14 protein-coding genes are annotated in these 15,884 nt (G+C 65.1%); 6 read left to right on the top strand and 8 right to left on the bottom strand.

Going from position 1 to position 15,884, the window contains the following annotated elements:
* Positions 1-7 precede the first annotated feature (7 nt).
* Positions 8-1,105: a hypothetical protein gene (locus BLT08_RS03875; protein WP_090303451.1), complete on the top strand. Its 1,098-nt coding sequence runs from the start codon at positions 8-10 to the stop codon at positions 1,103-1,105.
* A gap of 141 nt (positions 1,106-1,246) precedes the next feature.
* Here BLT08_RS03875 and BLT08_RS03870 read toward each other — a convergent pair whose 3' ends face one another.
* The 4 genes from BLT08_RS03870 to BLT08_RS03855 all read right to left on the bottom strand — a co-directional run bounded on the left by BLT08_RS03870 (position 1,247) and on the right by BLT08_RS03855 (position 5,536).
* Entirely contained in the window at positions 1,247-2,035 is a 789-nt protein-coding gene (locus tag BLT08_RS03870; protein ID WP_090303450.1) for a VOC family protein, read from the bottom strand.
* A gap of 48 nt (positions 2,036-2,083) precedes the next feature.
* Entirely contained in the window at positions 2,084-3,757 is a 1,674-nt protein-coding gene (locus BLT08_RS03865; protein ID WP_090303449.1) for a Na+/H+ antiporter NhaC family protein, read from the bottom strand.
* A 168-nt stretch (positions 3,758-3,925) separates the two neighbouring features.
* Positions 3,926-5,035, bottom strand: coding sequence for an OBG GTPase family GTP-binding protein (locus BLT08_RS03860; RefSeq protein ID WP_090303448.1), 1,110 nt, complete (start codon positions 5,033-5,035; stop codon positions 3,926-3,928).
* A gap of 228 nt (positions 5,036-5,263) precedes the next feature.
* Complete coding sequence (locus BLT08_RS03855) at positions 5,264-5,536, bottom strand: PRC-barrel domain-containing protein (protein WP_245724140.1); 273 nt, start codon at positions 5,534-5,536, stop codon at positions 5,264-5,266.
* A 310-nt stretch (positions 5,537-5,846) separates the two neighbouring features.
* Between BLT08_RS03855 and BLT08_RS03850 the strand changes: the two genes are divergently transcribed.
* Positions 5,847-6,050, top strand: coding sequence for a VNG_1110C family protein (locus tag BLT08_RS03850; protein ID WP_090303927.1), 204 nt, complete (start codon positions 5,847-5,849; stop codon positions 6,048-6,050).
* Positions 6,051-6,288: 238 nt separating this feature from the next.
* Positions 6,289-7,587 carry a hypothetical protein gene (locus BLT08_RS03845; protein WP_090303446.1) on the top strand — a complete coding sequence of 433 codons (1,299 nt, stop codon included), beginning with the start codon at positions 6,289-6,291 and terminating at the stop codon, positions 7,585-7,587.
* 58 nt (positions 7,588-7,645) lie between these two features.
* Here the strand turns inward: BLT08_RS03845 and BLT08_RS03840 are convergent, their stop codons facing one another.
* Entirely contained in the window at positions 7,646-8,923 is a 1,278-nt protein-coding gene (locus BLT08_RS03840; protein ID WP_090303445.1) for a tRNA(Ile)(2)-agmatinylcytidine synthase, read from the bottom strand.
* A gap of 215 nt (positions 8,924-9,138) precedes the next feature.
* Between BLT08_RS03840 and BLT08_RS03835 the strand changes: the two genes are divergently transcribed.
* Positions 9,139-10,110, top strand: coding sequence for a transcriptional regulator (locus BLT08_RS03835; protein WP_090303444.1), 972 nt, complete (start codon positions 9,139-9,141; stop codon positions 10,108-10,110).
* A gap of 119 nt (positions 10,111-10,229) precedes the next feature.
* Here BLT08_RS03835 and BLT08_RS03830 read toward each other — a convergent pair whose 3' ends face one another.
* Positions 10,230-10,475 carry a glutaredoxin family protein gene (locus BLT08_RS03830; protein ID WP_090303443.1) on the bottom strand — a complete coding sequence of 82 codons (246 nt, stop codon included), beginning with the start codon at positions 10,473-10,475 and terminating at the stop codon, positions 10,230-10,232.
* 99 nt (positions 10,476-10,574) lie between these two features.
* Positions 10,575-12,011: an NCS2 family permease gene (locus BLT08_RS03825; RefSeq protein ID WP_090303442.1), complete on the bottom strand. Its 1,437-nt coding sequence runs from the start codon at positions 12,009-12,011 to the stop codon at positions 10,575-10,577.
* 322 nt (positions 12,012-12,333) lie between these two features.
* Here BLT08_RS03825 and BLT08_RS03820 point away from each other — a divergent pair, with 322 nt between their 5' ends.
* Both BLT08_RS03820 and BLT08_RS03815 read left to right on the top strand, forming a co-directional pair.
* The gene (locus BLT08_RS03820) at positions 12,334-13,692 is read left to right on the top strand and encodes a glycerate kinase type-2 family protein (protein ID WP_090303441.1); all 1,359 of its coding nucleotides are present in this window, start codon (positions 12,334-12,336) and stop codon (positions 13,690-13,692) included.
* Positions 13,693-13,782: 90 nt separating this feature from the next.
* Positions 13,783-14,445, top strand: a complete 663-nt coding sequence (locus BLT08_RS03815) for a potassium channel family protein (RefSeq protein ID WP_090303440.1) — start codon at positions 13,783-13,785, stop codon at positions 14,443-14,445.
* A 206-nt stretch (positions 14,446-14,651) separates the two neighbouring features.
* Here BLT08_RS03815 and BLT08_RS03810 read toward each other — a convergent pair whose 3' ends face one another.
* Positions 14,652-15,725, bottom strand: coding sequence for a DNA methyltransferase (locus BLT08_RS03810; protein ID WP_090303439.1), 1,074 nt, complete (start codon positions 15,723-15,725; stop codon positions 14,652-14,654).
* Between the last annotated feature and the right edge of the window lie 159 nt (positions 15,726-15,884).

Raw genomic sequence — 15,884 nt, 5'->3', positions numbered from 1 at the left:
GGACGCTATGGATCTGGACCGACGACGCGTGCTACGACTCACCGGGGCGACCGCGACCGCCTCGATGGCCGCACTGGCCGGCTGTACGAGCGCCGACGACGGCGATGATGACGACGAAAACGGGGCCGACGACAACGACGAAAACGGCGACACCGAGACGGAAACCGACTCGGAGGACGAGACCGGCGAGTCCGCCGGACTCCACGACTACGAGCGGTGGCTGACGAGCGACGCCGACGGCGAACTGCTGTTCAGCTACGTCGACTGGGCCGGGCTCGGCGAGTTCGAGGACGACGATGACGAACCAGTACCGGACGAGGACGACGCCGACGTGGAGGATCCGATGATCGAACTGCCGATGGTCGGCGCGCTCATCGCGGCGATGTCTGCGGGCTTTGCGGCTCCGAGCGCCGGACTCGGCCCGATCGTCGATCTGGAAGACGACACGCTGGCGGCGGACGACGCCGAAACGACGCTCGACGAACTGCTGTTCGTCAACGAGACGCTGCTCTTCCTGGGCGACGTCGCGACCGACGAAGTCGTCGACGCGCTCACCGAGCCTGACGACGATCCGTACGCCGCCGGAGCGACGTTCGACCACGTCGACGACGTCGGCGACTTTGAACTCTACGAGAGCGAGACCGACGACGACGGGTTCGGAGCGGCCTCGAGTCAGGCCGTGGCCGTCGGCGCGGACGCGATACTTCTCGCCAACGACTCCGAAGACGTCGACGGCGTCGATCACGTTCGATCTGTCCTCGAGGCCGCCGAGGGCGACCGCGAGCGTGCGACCGACGAGCGCGAGGAGTTCGACTGGACCCTCGAGACGGCCGGCGAGGGCCACGTCGTCCTCGGCGGGTACGGCGGCGAGGAGGATCTCGACGACGTCGAGGAGGCGAACACGATCGTCAGTTCGCTCACGTTCGACGCGGACGGCGGCGCCGAGGGCGACTTCGCGGCGACGTTCGAGACGATCGACGACGAAACGGAAAGCGAACTCGAGACCGAACTCGGCGCGACGGCCGACGACCGAACCCTCGATATCGAGGACGATCGGGTCACCGCGTGGGCGTCGTGGGACGCGGATAACGAGGCGCTCGAGTAGTCACAGAGTCACCTCGCCTCGAGGTCGAACCGCGCTCGTCGCCGCACCGACGGTTCGTCGACGGCTCGAGTATCCTCGCAAAAATAGCGTCAGTCTCCGTCTTGCCGTCCCGATCGACTGTCCTTCCGAACGCGTCGCCGCTCAGAACGGGAACAGCGAGTCGGCCTCGAGGTCGCGCTCGATCAGTTCGATCTCGTGGCCGTCTGGATCCTTCGTGAAGGCGTACATGTTGTCGTTGCTCTCGGGGTCCCGGTAGTCCTCGGCCTCCCGCTCGAGCAACTGGTCCCAGTCCTCCTCGAGGTCGTCCATCCGAACGCAGAGGTGGCCCCAGGCGTCGCCCATCTCGTAGCTTCGCCCGTCGTAGTTGTACGTCAGTTCGACGGACATCGCCTCCTCGGCGGCGTCCGACGGCTCGACGAAGTAGTTCGCGAACGAGTCGGACTCCCAGCGACCGACCTCGTCGTACTCGAACTTCCGGGTCCAGAAGCCGAGGGCCTCGTCGGCGTCCTCGACGCGGATCATGGTGTGGTCGAGCGACCACGTCGCCCCTTGATCGCGCTGGACGATCTCGATCTCGTGGCCGTCGGGGTCTTTGACGAACGCGTAGCGGCCGCCGCAGCTCTCGGGATCGCGGTAGTCCTCGACGCCCCCGTCCATCAGCTGTTCGTAGTGTTCCTCGAGTTCGCCTTCGGGCACGCGAACCGCAACGTGCCCCCAGGCGTCGCCCAGTTCGAGGTCCGCACCCTCGTTGTGGGTGAGCTCGAGCATCGCGCCCTCCTCGTGCATCTCCTCGGGCCCGAGGTAGACGATGGTGAAGCCGTCGCCCTCGTAGCGGTCTTTCTCCTCGTACTCCAGGTGCGTCTGATACCAGTCGAGGGATTCCTCGAGATCCTCGACGCGAATCATCGTGTGGTCGAGCGTTCCGTCCATACGCGACACGACGCCTGCGGGATCAAAAAGCGTGGCGAAGCCGGCGGTCTACTCGCCCCCGCGGTCGCCGTCGGTGCGCTCTGCGTCCGTTCGCGACGCGATCGGATCGAGTCCCTTGCGCGCGCCGTCGAGTTCGGACAGCCCGCGGACGAGCGCGTAGAGGAGTGCGACCCCCAGCGGGAGGAAGAAGACGGGCGAGACGTCGAGATAGCCGTAGAGCAGGTAGCAGACGATCACGACGACCATGACGGTCGAGGCGTAGTAGATCTGCGTGCGCACGTGGTCGATCAGGTCGGCCCCGGTGAACGTCGACGACAGCACGGAGGTGTCGGAGATCGGCGAGGTGTGGTCGCCGAAGATCGCCCCCGAAAAGACGGCGCCGACGACGACCGGCATGAGGTCGAACGATCCGGTCAGGCTGTACGCGAGTTCGATCGCGAGCGGCGTCACGATCCCCATCGTCGCCCACGACGATCCCATCGTGAACGCGATGAAGGCCGCCACGAGGAGGATCGCGATCGGGAACAGCGCGATCGGAATCGCATCCCCGACGGCGCCCGCGACGTAGTCGCCCGTCTCGAGCGCCGACGCGACGTCGCTGATCGCCCACGCGAGGACGAGGATCGTGACCGCGGTCACCATGAGCCGGAAGCCGTCGATGACGGTGTCGACGCCGTCGCCGAGATCGAAGAGGTCGTAGGCGACGCCGATCGCGATCGCGGTCGCGACCATGGCGAACGAGCCCCAGACCAGTGCACCCGCAAAGTCCCCCGCGCCGACGATATCGACGAGCACCTGGAGCCAACCGTCCTCGCCCGCGGCAGCGCCGACCGCCGTCGGCGCCCCCTCCTCGGCCTGCTCGGCGGTCCACCCGTCGTAGCCGGTCCAGAGCGCGCCGGCCAGCGTGACGGCGATGAGGACGACGACGGGGGCGAAGAACGTCCGCAGCATCGGCCGGTCGTCGATCGGTTCGCCGAGGTCCTTCTCGACTTCCTGTAGCGGCTGGGCGTCCTCGCGGCTGACCTTCCCGGTCGTCCACGCGCGGTGTTCCGCGTCGAGCATCTCGCCGAAGTCCCGGCGGGTGTAGACGACGATGCCGACCATCGCGATCGCGAGCAGCGAGTAGGTGTTGTACGGAATCGACCAGACGAACGTCTCGAACGCCGTCGGCGCCTCCTCCTCGACGCCGAGGTCGTCGTAGCCGGCGGCGATCAGCGAGAGCTGGAAGGCGACCCAACTCGAGAGTCCGATCGTCGCCACGGGCGCGGCCGTCGAGTCGACGATGTAGGAGAGCTTCTCGCGGGAGATGCGGAACTGGTCCGAGATCTCGCGCATCGTACTCCCCACGATCGCGGTGTTCGCGTAGTCGTCGAAGAACATGAGCAGCCCAAGCACCCACGTCGTCAACCCGACGGTCCGCTGGGTCTCGAGTCGAGCCGTCGCCCAGTTACGGACCGCAGTCGCGCCGCCGAGGCGCCAGATGAGCGCGACGCCCGAGCCGAGCAGGATCGTAAACAGCAGGATCTGGACGTGAAAGCCCTCGTCGGCGATGATCGCGCCGACGATCCAGTCGAACGTCTGTGCGATACCGAGGCTCTCGGTGTAGATGACGGCCCCCGACCAGACGCCGAGGAACAGCGAGAGCATCGGCCGCCGGGTCACGATCGCGAGGACGATCGCGAGCAGCGGCGGAACCAGCGACAGTGCACCGAATTCGGACATAGTAGACGAGCCATCGTGCTGGCGAATAACGCTAGTCGATCGGAACGGTACACTCGTCTTGCTAATGAATTCCTGAGAGACTGAACGATCGAGTGGACAGTCGCTCGAGTCCACACTACCATCGGACGAAACCACCGCTACGTCTGGACCGTCTCGACACCGCGGAGGCTATCGCCGCAGAATCAGTTTCAGCACGTCCTCGTCCTCGAGCACGTGGTCCTTGCCGACCTGTTGCTGGTCGTGAGTCGCGCTGGGCCCCGTCACGCGAGCGAAGCGGAACCGCTCTTCCATCTCGCCGCCGAGTTTGTCGATGGCCTCTTCGACTGTGGCGCCCTCTTCGATGACGAGCGGCTCCTCCCAGTCGATGCCGCGCCCGGGTTTCTCCATGTAAACCCGAATGAGTCCGAGGTTGTCCCAGATCCGATCTTTGAGGACGTCCAGTCCCTTCTCCTCCTCGGCGCTGATGAACGTCACCTCCTCGGGATCTAAGTCGCGCTCGCGGAGTTGCTCGTCCACGGTTTCCTTGTAGGAGGGTTCGATCAGGTCGACCTTGTTCACGCAGGTGATCGACGGGATGTACTCCCGGTTTTCCATCAGGCCGTCGACCAGTCGATCGATGTCGACGTTCTCCTGGAGGTTGAGGTCCGCGTTCACGTAGCCCTGATCGCGCAACACGTCCGAGATCGTCTTCTCGTCTAAGTCCTGCTCGGTGCTCGAGGTGATCTTGATGCCGTCTTTGATCTTCGGACGGACCGTCACCCGCGGCGGTTCCTGATCGACGCGGATGTTGATGTCGTACAGCTCTTCCTGCAGCCGATCGTACTGCTCGATCTCGAACACCGAGAGGGTAAAGATGATCAGGTCGGCGTTCCGGACGACCGCCAGCACCTGCTGGCCGTCACCCTTCCCCGTCGCTGCGCCCTCGATCAGTCCGGGCACGTCCAGCATCTGGATGTTCGCCCCGCGGTGCTGGAGCATGCCGGGGTTGACGTCCAGCGTCGTGAACTCGTAGGAGCCCGTCTCGCTCTCGGCGTTGGTCAGCGAGTTCAACAGCGAGGACTTGCCGACGCTCGGGAAGCCAACCAGCGCGACGGTCGCGTCGCCGTGTTTCTCGACGGAGTAGCCGGTGCCGCCGCCGGCCGAGCTCTGATTCTGGAGCTTCTCCTTTTTCTCCGCGAGTTTGGACTTCAGCCGGCCGATGTGGGCCTCCGTCGACTTGTTGTAGGGCGTGTTGGCGATTTCGTCTTCGATCTTCTCGATCTCCTCCTCGAGCCCCATTTGTCTGTACCCAACCGCCCGTGCCGAAAAACACTTTCGACCCCTCCGCAGTGCGGTGGCGGCGGCGCCGTCGTGCGCTCGATCGTCGCACACCGCCTTCGCCGTGTAGTCGCCGCTCTTCTGGCGGACTGGCGGCCGACGTGACGGTTCTCTTCGGACCGGCGATCAGCCGATGCGACATCGCCGCTCGAGGGCGGGCGTTGGGAACTCCGAGCCGATCCGCTTCGATCAGTAGTCGACGACGATGGTATCTTTCACGACTCGAATCCGATCGACGGGGACGAGCAGCCGACCGTTCTCGTCGGTTTCGAAGTCGAGCGACCGGGACTTGATCCGCGCAGATGGGTCGACGACGAGATCGTTGAGCTTCCCGGACGTCGTGTTCAGCGTGAGGTTGTGAACGGTTCCGAAGTCGACGCCGTCGACACCGACGACGGACTTCTTCGTCAGCGATTTCGCGAGCAGTTCGACCATGACTCTCGAGCCGTCGGTATCACTCATAACTACCCGGACGCTTAGGACGGTGCAACGGTTTCACTCGACAGTTTCACTGTCCGAAAGCGACGATATGAGGGCCTTATGGATCGACGGCAGCGACGATGGCGGCCCTGAAGAGCCGGCGCGAGCGGTGAGCGAGACGCTCCGGTCCAGTTTCGGGACGAACACTGGTGACCGTTCTCGTCGGTGAGACGCATCGAACGGGATGGTATCTACGGACACCACGAACGACACGCGGTACTACCACCGGATTCCGGCACCGACGGCGACGACTTCGACACAAATAAACGACGCGCGACGCACCGTTCACACGATGTCAAACGCGGCGCGGCTGCGCGATAGCACCCAGATCGTGCTCCCTCGAGCGGTCCTCGAGGGCCTCGAGCCGCCGCTGGACGACGAGTTTACCGTGACCATCGTCGCCGACGGCGAGGATCGGTGTCGGATCATCGGCAGCCCCGTCGAGATCAAAGCGGCCAGCGAGTTTCTCGTTCGTCGCGGAATCTCGGTGCAGTGAGATATCACCGACACGCGCCAACGGGCCTAACCGATCGCAATACCCGGCGAAACGGATCGTCCTGTTCGTCCTGTTTCCTCAGTAATATGTAGTCCGTATCAATACATTGCGTAGTTCGCCGCTAACTTAGTGCGTATAGCGAGACTGGACATTCGACGGCGGTTGTAATGACAATACCTGTACCAGAGAGATCGATTCAGTCGCGAGCCACAGAGCACAGTCGACGACAGAGCCACCGATGAGCCTCGTCGTACACGATCCCACGGTCGAGGGCTCGACGATCGAGTGCGAGATCACCCCGCCGCGTCACCTGCGACGGTTCTTCAGCGGCGAGCCGTTTCGCGTGGAGTACGACGTCGATCTCGAGGGCCTGCCGACGGAGATCGCGACGATCCCCGCACTCGCACACGTCTGCCCGGTCGCGTGGGCTAACGGCGTCGACGTGGAGGTGTCGGCGGTCGACGAGACCTTCCTCCAGTCGCTCGAGGAAGTCCGCGAGGTGTTGGGGCGGATGTATCCGTCGTTCATCGAGGGCGGCGAGATTCGCGTCGGCGAGGTCGTCGACACGCGAGCCGACCGCTCGCCGGACGAGTTCGACGACAGCGGACTGCTGTTCAGCGGCGGTATCGACTCGGTCGCGAGCTACGTGCGACAACGCGAGGAGACGCCGACCCTGATCAGCATTCAGGGCTGGGTCGTCGGCGTTGAACAGGACGATCGGTGGGAAGGAGCCATGACGCATATCGACACGTTCGCGGCGGATCGCGGCCTCGACGTGCAGAACGTCCGTTCGAACATGCTCTCCTGTCTGGACATGCCGATGTTGCAGGCCCACTACAAGCGCTACGTCGACGGCGCGTGGTACAGCTCCGTCGGCCACGGCATCGGCCTCGTCGCGCTCTGTGCCCCCCTGTCGCACGCGCTCGGATTGGGGACGATCCACATCGCCTCGAGCCACACCGACGAGTTCGACCAGCCCTGGGGATCACACCCCAGCATCGACGACAACGTCCGCTGGACGTACACGAGCGGTAACCACGACGGCTACGTACTGAGCAGACAGAAGAAGGTCGAACTCATCGCCGACTACGCCGAGACCGAAGCGGAGACGTTCCCGATACGAACCTGCGTGCACGCGGACCGCGGCGGCAACTGCAACGAGTGCGAGAAGTGCTACCGGACGATGGTCGGGATGGTCCTCGCGGGGCTCGATCCCAACCGATTCGGCTACGAGATGGACGAGCGGACGTTCCACGAGGTTCGCGAGGGCTTCGAACGGCGAACGTTCGTGATGGACGATCACACCGTCTTCCACTGGCGGGACATTCAGGACCACGTTCGCTACGATCGGGAGTTCCCGGTCGATAGCGCGACCGAATTCTTCCAGTGGCTGGAAACCGTCGATATCGACTCGATCACGGAGTCAGCCACCGAAGCGACACACCGCAAGGTCATCCGCGGCGTCGCGCGTAACATTCCGTATCCCGTCTACAACTCGCTGTACCCCGTCTACGGATCGCTCAAGAAGCGGATCTGATCGAGTTATTCGGTCGGGGCGAGAACGCGATGACGAACCCAATCCGCCAACGAACGGGTTAGCGCTCGGGGTGGGTCGGCGCATCGAACCCGCCGCGGACCAGCGGCTTCGAGATATGCCTCCGTGCGCACGGGGGCACTTCGTACCAGCCCGTCTCGAGGTCGCGCTCGAGTCCTCGTTCGACTTTTTCGTCCCTGTTGGTCCCACAGTCCCGACAGCGATAGCCCTGATTCCGCCCCGCACTTTTCATCGTTCGCTCGCAGTCGGGACAGGTCGGCGTCACGCGCTCGGTCGTCACCAGCTCGCGGACCGCGAACTTCTCGAGTTTGAGCGTTCCCCGCGACACCTCGCCGCAGGCGGTGAGCCGATCGCCGACCCGTAGCGCTCGCACGCGGTCACGGAACCGTTTCGTGGGTTCGAAGGCGGCACACTCGAGCCGAGAGGCGTCGGCCGACCCAGCCGCCAGATCGAAGAAGACGTGCCCCCCGCGACGCGTTTCGGGCTCGCTCGCGACCCGTCCGTCGACGCGATATGCCCGGCCGTCCGCGACCGATTCGAGGTCCCCCTCTCGCAGGTGGACGTCCGTCCCCTGATTGGTCACGAACAGCTGGCTCGAGGCCGCGGGTTCGCTCTCGATCATCCCGGCGACATCGCGAACGGTGCCGGGGTCGTCACCCCGGATGCCGTACAGGATCGGGCCGGGGGTATGGGGCACGCAGACGGTCTCGTTCTCGCCGCGGTCCACGGTGTCCCAGACGTCGGGGTAGCCACAGTCGGCCGCGTCGAAGACGCTCTCGCGGTCGACGTCGCGTGGGGTTCCCCATCTGCTCGAGTCTCTGTAGGAGATGTGTTCGTACGTCCACTCCGAGAGCGCCCGCCGGCTGCCGATCGCGGCCAGCGCGCCGATCCGCCCGCGTCCGTCGCCCGCGTGCCACGAGCGGTAGCCGTGGCGCTCGACCACTGTCGCCGCCTCTGCAATCTCGAGGTGTTCGCGGATCGCTCGACGGGAAAACGCGCTCACGTCGTCCGAAACGTCCTCGATCCCGCCTTCGGCCACGACGAGCCCCGGATTGGTGCGCTCGTCGGCCGTCTCCGAGAGCGACTCGAGGCGGCCTCGAGCGATCGAGAACGCCCGATCGGGATCGGCGTCGGTGTGTACCGCGAGCGCGGCGTTGCCCCGCGTCTTGTAGGGCACGGCGGGGTTGAGCCGAACGAGCAGCAGTCTCGAAACCGTCGCTCCCTGTCGGCGCAGTCGCGCTGCGATCTGAGCGGCGACGTAGGTCGTGCACATCCCGCGCTCGCGGGAGTCGGTATCGTCGAGGCCGACGACGGTCATCGCCCGGAGTTGGGACGGGAGCGAGTAACCGCTTTCGGGATGGTTCCTCGAGTCGCCCGCTCGAAATAGATCGAACCGATCAACGGAAGCGACCTATCACCGGCGGGGCCGATACCCAGTATAAAAGTATACTGCCGGTACGTATCCGAACCGCGACACGGCACCCGGATGTCCCGGGGAAAACGTCTTATACGAGGAATCGCTTACATCCCCGTATGTCCCGCTCCGCACTGGTCGGCAACGTAACCGCGATGCTCGAGGACGCGGGATTCGTGGTGAGCGACCGGTGTGCGATCCGACCGAAGAGTTTCGATATCGCCGCACGCCGGGGTGAAGACCTCATTCTGGTCAAGATCCTCGGCAACATCGACGCGTTCAACGAGGCCACGGGCCACGAGATGCGTCGTCTGGGGACCTACCTTCGGGCGACGCCGCTGGTCATCGGTCTCCGAAGTCGCGACGAGGATCTCAAACCCGACGTGACCTACTTCCGCCACGGCGTCCCCGTCCTCAGTCCCGATACCGCGTACAACCTGTTTATCGAGGAGGTTCCGCCGCTGATCTACGCCGCACCCGGCGGCCTCTACGTCAACATCGACGGCGACTTACTCGCCGACGAACGCCAGGACAGAGAGTGGAGTCTCGGCCAACTCGCGACCGAACTCGGCGTCTCCCGGCGAACCGTCTCGAAGTACGAAGACGGGATGAACGCCTCCGTCGAGGTCGCGATGACCCTGCAAGAACTGTTCGACGCGCCGCTGACGAGCCCCGTCGACGTGCTCGACGGCGCCGACGAGGTCCACGAGAGCGACTCGACGCCGGACGACCCCGACGCCGATCCGGACGACGAACAGGTCGTCGCCGTCCTCACCCGGGCCGGCTACAGCGTCCACCCGACGCTACGCTCGCCGTTCAAAGCCGTCAGCCGCGACGACGAGGACGACGACGAAGAGGTCGTGCTCACGGGCCACTCCGAGTTTACGAAAGCCGCCGAGAAACGGGCTCGGATCATGAGCTCCATCGGCCACGTCACCCACACGCAGTCCGTCTACGTCGTCGATCGGGCGAAACAGGAATCCGTCGACGGCACCGCGCTGGTCGAACGCGACGAACTCGAGGAGCTTCGCGACGCCGCGGAGCTCCGGAAGGTCATCCGGGAGCGCGCCGAACGCGAAGAGGCGGCCTGAATCGGTTTTTGCGACGCGGTCCGAGTTCGATGGGCGGCTTCGAGACGACGCGCGAGCCGTTGCTCACGAGTCGACACAAGACCGGAACCCGATTCGAACGATCGAACGGTAGGGAGGATTCAGGCGTACGTTTCTTCGAGGTACTCGACGATATCGTCGCTCTCCGGCATTCCCTCGACGCCGTTTGCCTCGTCGGTGATGACGGGAACGCCGGTCTGGCCGCTGACTTTCTCGACTTCGGTCCGTTCGCCGTGTGACCGGGGGACTTCGATGATGTCGTACTCGAGTTCGAGGTCGTCGAGTTTCGTGCGGACTTTCGCACAGTACGGACAGCCGGGAAGTTCGTACATCGTAATGTCGGCCATATGGATACGGATAGTCGACTGAGCCCTAAGAGACCACTGGTCGGGTGTCGAATTGCCGGAATCGAAGACGAACGGGCAGAAAGCAACGGCGCGAGCCGATCAGAACGTGATCTGGCCGGCTTCGACGGCGAAGTAGATCGCGAAGTAGCCGACGAACAGGATGGCGAGTACCCACTGACCGGGGCTGACGTCGCGTGCCTCACCGATAGCCGCCTTGATGAGCGGGTAGCTGATGATCCCCGCGGCGAGTCCGTTCGCGATCGAGGCGGTCAGCGGCATGATCGTGATCGTCAGACCGGCGGAGATGGCCCAGACGGGATCCTGCCAGTCGATGTCGGCGACGCCCTGGAGCATGATGATCCCGACGACGACGAGCGCGATGTACGTCGCGTACTGCGGAATCGCTCGCATGAGCGGCACGAACAGCAGCGCCGCCAGGAAGAGCACGCCGACGATCAGTGCGGTGAAGCCGGTTCGGCCGCCCTCCTCGATACCCGTCGAGGACTCGATGTAGGTCGTCACCGTCGACGTCCCGATCATCGCGCCGAACGTCGTCCCGACCGCGTCGGCCATCAGCGGGCGCTCGATCTCGGGGAGGTCACCCTCGTCGTCGAGGAAGCCACCGATCTGGGAGACGCCGATGAGCGTCCCCGCGGTGTCGAAGAAGTCGACGAAGAAGAACGTGAAGACGACGAGCGCGAAGACGAGCGGATCGTCGGCCATCATTCCGAGTCCGTCGACGAAGCCCGAAATCAGCGGCGTGATGTCGTACTCGACGGAGAGCAGCATGCTGAGAAGCCCGTCGTTCGTCGCCTGATCGTAGGCGGGTTCCGGCACCAGCGAGCCGGGAGAGACGACGTCGAGGAGCGTCAGCAGCCAGCCGGCGACCGCGGTCGTGAGAATCCCGATGATGATCGAGCCGCGGGTGCCCCGGGCGTAGAGGAAGAAGGTGAGCGCGAGACCGGTGAGCGAGAGCGCCGCGACGGGGCTCTCGAGGACGTTCCCGAGCGTCAGCAGCGTCGCGTCGTAGCCGACGACGACCTCCATCTCCTGGAGTCCCAGAAAGAGCAGGAAGACACCGATACCGGCCCCGACGGCGAACTTGACGGGTTCGGGGAACAGTTCGATGATGTACTTACGGGCCCCGACGGCCGTCAGTGCGATGAAGATGATCCCCTCGACGAAGACGGCGGCGAGGGCGAGTTCCCACGGCACGCCGAGGATGATCACGACGGTGAACGCGAAGAAGGCGTTGAGCCCCATCCCGGGGGCGAGTCCGAACGGGCGATTCGCCCAGAACGCCATCACGCCGATCGCCAGGACGGAGGCGAGGATCGTCGCGATCGCGATCACGTCCCGCGTCTGGGCGTCGGTGTAGCCGTCGATCGTGATGGCTTCGGCCAGAATCGCGGGATTGACCACGATGATATAGGCCATCGCCAGAAAGGTCGTCACGCCGGCGAGCGTCTCAGTTCGATAGTCTGTCTCGTGTTCGTCGAATCCGAAGTAGGCCGCGAGTGTATCGGAAGCCCCCATATTGGACGATCGAGCATAACAAGAGCGATTAGTTAAAGCTTCCCGTCCGAAAGTCGATAGCTAATAGACACGTTCGTGCAATGATTCCGCGGTAACCGCGTTCGACGACTCCCGGTCGGGCTTCCGACGAAGGCTCGAGAGGACCGGATCGGGATCAGCTTTATCGGCTCCGGGAGAAACGCCTGACTATGGAGGAGACGGTATACGAGCCGTTCGCCGGCGATTCGGCTATCGCACCGCGCCACATCGACGACCGACCACGGCGACGGTTACCGGACCGTTTGCTGCGACGGCCATCGGACCGTTCGCCTGGTGATCGCCCGTGATCCAGGACCGAAACCGGCTGGCGACGACCGACGCTCGCGACCTCGCTCTCGACTGTGTCGAAGCGGGAATCGCGGCCGGCCATCCGCGGCAAGTGATCCGCGAGAGCGTCTCGCTCGAGGGACGCGATCGCCTTCGCGTCGCTGACGGGACGGACGATCTCGCACAGTACGACCTCACCCAGTACGACGAGATCACCGTGCTCGGCGGCGGGAACGCCGCCGCACACGTCGCTGTAGCGCTCGAGGACGTCCTCGGCGATCGGATCGACGGCGGCGTCGTCGTCACCGACGATCCGGTCGAGACCGACCGCATCGCGGTGCTCGAGGGCGACCACCCGGTGCCGAGCGAGCGCGGCGTCGAGAGCACGCGCGAACTGCTCGCGGCCGCCGACGCCGCGGGCGAACGAACGCTCGTGCTGGCGGCGATCACCGGCGGCGGAAGCGCACTTATGCCCGCGCCCGCGGGAGACGTCTCGCTCGAGGATCTTCGAACGGTCACCACCGCGCTGCTCGAGAGCGGTGCGGACATCCGCGAGATCAACGCGGTCCGAAAACACTGCTCGGCGCTGAAAGGGGGCCAACTGGCTCGTCGCGCAGCCCCCGCGACCGTCGTCTCGTTGCTCCTGAGCGACGTCGTCGGCAACGATCCGAGCGTGATCGCGAGCGGACCGACGGTCCCCGACGGATCGACGTACGCGGACGCGATCGCGGTGCTCGAGCGGTACGAAATCGACGTTCCGGGAGCGGTCGCCGATCGGCTCGAGCGCGGCGACGGTGGCGATATTCCGGAGACGCCGGGGGAGGAGGATCCCGCCTTCGACGCCGTCTCGACGCACGTCGTCGCCGACGGAATGACGGTGCTCGAGGCGGCCCGCGACGTCGCCGTCGACCGCGGCTACGAACCGCTCGTCCTCTCCTCGCGCGTCCGCGGGGAGGCTCGCGAAGCGGCCACGACTCACGTCGCCGTTGCGGAAGAGGTGCTGGCCACGGGAGTCCCGCTGTCGCCGCCGGCCGTCCTCCTCTCGGGCGGCGAGACCACCGTGACGGTCACCGGCGACGGGAGTGGCGGGCCGAACCAGGAGTTCGCGACGAGTGCAGCGATCGAACTCACTGGCGGGATCACCGTTGCAGCCGTCGACACGGACGGGATCGACGGCGCGACCGACGCCGCGGGGGCGCTCGTCGACGAGACGACCGTCGACGAGCGAGCGACCGCTCGAGCGGCGTTACGACACAACGACGTCTCGCCGTATCTGGCCGAGCGGGGCGAACTGATCCGAACCGGCGCGACCGGTACGAATCTGAACGATCTACGGGTGGTCGTCGTCGAGTCGGCGTCGACGAGCGATGACTGACGGGCGCGATTACGGACAACACGGTGCTTGCGTTCGGTCTTCCCGTCCTCGAGCCAACGTATTTCACCTCGGGGCGTGTACTACTGTACCATGAGATTCGTCATCGTGGGTTACGGACGGGTCGGTTCGCGAACGGCACGCATTCTGAGCGACGAAGGTCACGAAGCGATAATCGTGGACAACGATCCCGATCGTATCGAGCGCGCGGAAGGCGACGGGTTCGAGACGACGCAGGGAAGCGGTGCCGACGAGGACGTCCTGATCGACGCGGGGATCGATACCGCCGACGCCATCGGCGCGTTCACGCCGGATCTCAACGTCAACTTCGCGGCCTGTATGGTGGGCGAACACCACGGCTGTCGCACCGTCTTGCGGATCGACGAGGACTACCGCGAGGAGATCTACGAGCGGTACGCCGCCGACGTCGACGAGATCGTCTACCCCGAGCGACTCGGCGCGGCGGGAGCGAAGACGGCCATGCTCGGCGGCGACTTCAACGTCGTCGCGGACCTCGCCGCGAACCTCCAACTGACCGTCCTCGAGATCACCGAGGACTCCCCGGCCGTCGGCAAGCGGATCAGCGAACTCGACTTACCCGCAGACGCGCGAATCTACGCGCACGGTCGCGAACGCGAGTCGCTGACGATTCCGTTGCCCGGAACGGAGCTCGCGAGCGGCGACGAGGTCGCGATCATCACCGAAACCGATCGGGCGGACGACGTTCGGTCGGCGCTGTTGCCGGCGAGCGCCTGACGGGCTTCGTCGCGGAGACAGCCGTCTCTGGAGTGGTCGATCGTCCTTACGAAAGCGAGAGGGGAGGAATGCTGGCGCGCGGATGGGGTGGGTTGGAGTGGGATGGGGAGCGATTTCCGCCAGAGCGCGCCAGTTGAACCAATGGTTTCGAGAGCCAATAAAACCGCGTCAGACGCCCGAATGACACGGGTCAGCTCGCGAGAATGTCAATCGTCCGGCCGAAAGACGAGGACGTTCTGGTGCACCATCGACGGGACGAACGAGAACGGATAGCCGTAGACGTGGAGATCCTTCGTCGGGTCGTACCAGATGAGGTTCGCCGCGAGCGTCACCGGCGCGGTCGACTCGATCGCTCGAGCGAGATCCGCCGAGAGGAACTCGTAGGACTGCTCGCGATACATGTCGCCGATGAAGACGACCAGGTGGCCGTCGGGGGCGACAGCGTCGGCGAAGCGGTCGAACTTCGCGGCCATGTCGGCCAGCCACTCGGCTTTGGTCTGCGTGTCCGATTCGTCGGCCGGCGTGCCGTCGCGTTCAGCGTCGGCGACCGCGTCCGTCGAGTCGGTCGCAGCGTCGTCACCGACATCGAACGCGCCGAGTTTGCTCTCCCGGGTCGCGCGCTCGTTTCGCGTCTGCTCGAGTTCGTCCATGTGCCAGTAGGGAACGTCGGTCAGGAGCAGGTCGACCGAGTCCTCCGGAACCGCTTCGATTAACTCCCCACAGTCGCCGTGGCGCACGTCCTGTTCGGAAAGCGGCGGCTCGCCGCGACTCCGTCGCGCCTCGTTCTCGCGCTCGAGGACCGTCTCGTAGATCTCGATCCAGCGTTCGGTGCGCTCGAAGCCGATCGCTTCGCGCAGTCCCGTCCCCTCGTGTTCGCAGAAACTCGCGCCCAGCAGGGTGCCGCCGACGCCAGCGAACGGGTCGAGGACGGTGTCGCCGGCCTTGCTGAACCGATCGATCAGGTCGGCACAGAGCCGCGGCGGCTTCTGGCCGCCGTGTTCGCTGCGCAGGTCGTGTTGGACGTCCGGCGGGTAGCTCTCCGCGATCACCGACTTCGTCGCGTACTTCCACTCCTTGCCCGTGAGGTCGTTGACCCGATTGCGCTCGTCGTAGATCCCCCGCCCCTCGACGTAGCGCTGGTGGTCGGCGAGTTCGTCGGTATCGATCAGTTCGCCGCCCTCGACCGGGAGCGACTCGTCTCGAGCGCGTTCGGCGTCGAACGAACCGTCGTCGTCCGTGAACAGGCGACTCTGTCGGTGCCGGCCCCCGTCGTCTGCCATATACCTCGAGTGAGGATTGCAGCCGCATAAATGCCTGTCTCTCCTCGAGGAACGATAGACCGCAGACGGCGTGATCCGAACCGAAGCCACCGGGTGGCGGAGCCGGCCCGTCCGTCGGCGAACCGCAGACCGCCGCCATCGAGTTGACCCGGTGCTTTT

The sequence above is a fragment of the Natronorubrum texcoconense genome (assembly GCF_900100335.1).
Lineage (GTDB): Archaea > Halobacteriota > Halobacteria > Halobacteriales > Natrialbaceae > Natronorubrum > Natronorubrum texcoconense.
Note: the sequence above shows the minus strand (reverse complement) of the source record. Positions and strands in the feature narration are given on the sequence as shown.

Coding starts and splice junctions, on each gene's coding strand:
- BLT08_RS03860 (WP_090303448.1), bottom strand. CDS start 5,035: ATGGGGCTCGAGGAGGAGATCGAGAAGATCGAAGACGAAATCGCCAAC.
- BLT08_RS03870 (WP_090303450.1), bottom strand. CDS start 2,035: ATGGACGGAACGCTCGACCACACGATGATTCGCGTCGAGGATCTCGAG.
- BLT08_RS03830 (WP_090303443.1), bottom strand. CDS start 10,475: ATGGCCGACATTACGATGTACGAACTTCCCGGCTGTCCGTACTGTGCG.
- BLT08_RS03815 (WP_090303440.1), top strand. CDS start 13,783: ATGAGATTCGTCATCGTGGGTTACGGACGGGTCGGTTCGCGAACGGCA.
- BLT08_RS03845 (WP_090303446.1), top strand. CDS start 6,289: ATGAGCCTCGTCGTACACGATCCCACGGTCGAGGGCTCGACGATCGAG.
- BLT08_RS03825 (WP_090303442.1), bottom strand. CDS start 12,011: ATGGGGGCTTCCGATACACTCGCGGCCTACTTCGGATTCGACGAACAC.
- BLT08_RS03865 (WP_090303449.1), bottom strand. CDS start 3,757: ATGTCCGAATTCGGTGCACTGTCGCTGGTTCCGCCGCTGCTCGCGATC.
- BLT08_RS03875 (WP_090303451.1), top strand. CDS start 8: ATGGATCTGGACCGACGACGCGTGCTACGACTCACCGGGGCGACCGCG.
- BLT08_RS03810 (WP_090303439.1), bottom strand. CDS start 15,725: ATGGCAGACGACGGGGGCCGGCACCGACAGAGTCGCCTGTTCACGGAC.
- BLT08_RS03850 (WP_090303927.1), top strand. CDS start 5,847: ATGTCAAACGCGGCGCGGCTGCGCGATAGCACCCAGATCGTGCTCCCT.
- BLT08_RS03840 (WP_090303445.1), bottom strand. CDS start 8,923: ATGACCGTCGTCGGCCTCGACGATACCGACTCCCGCGAGCGCGGGATG.
- BLT08_RS03835 (WP_090303444.1), top strand. CDS start 9,139: ATGTCCCGCTCCGCACTGGTCGGCAACGTAACCGCGATGCTCGAGGAC.
- BLT08_RS03855 (WP_245724140.1), bottom strand. CDS start 5,536: ATGAGTGATACCGACGGCTCGAGAGTCATGGTCGAACTGCTCGCGAAA.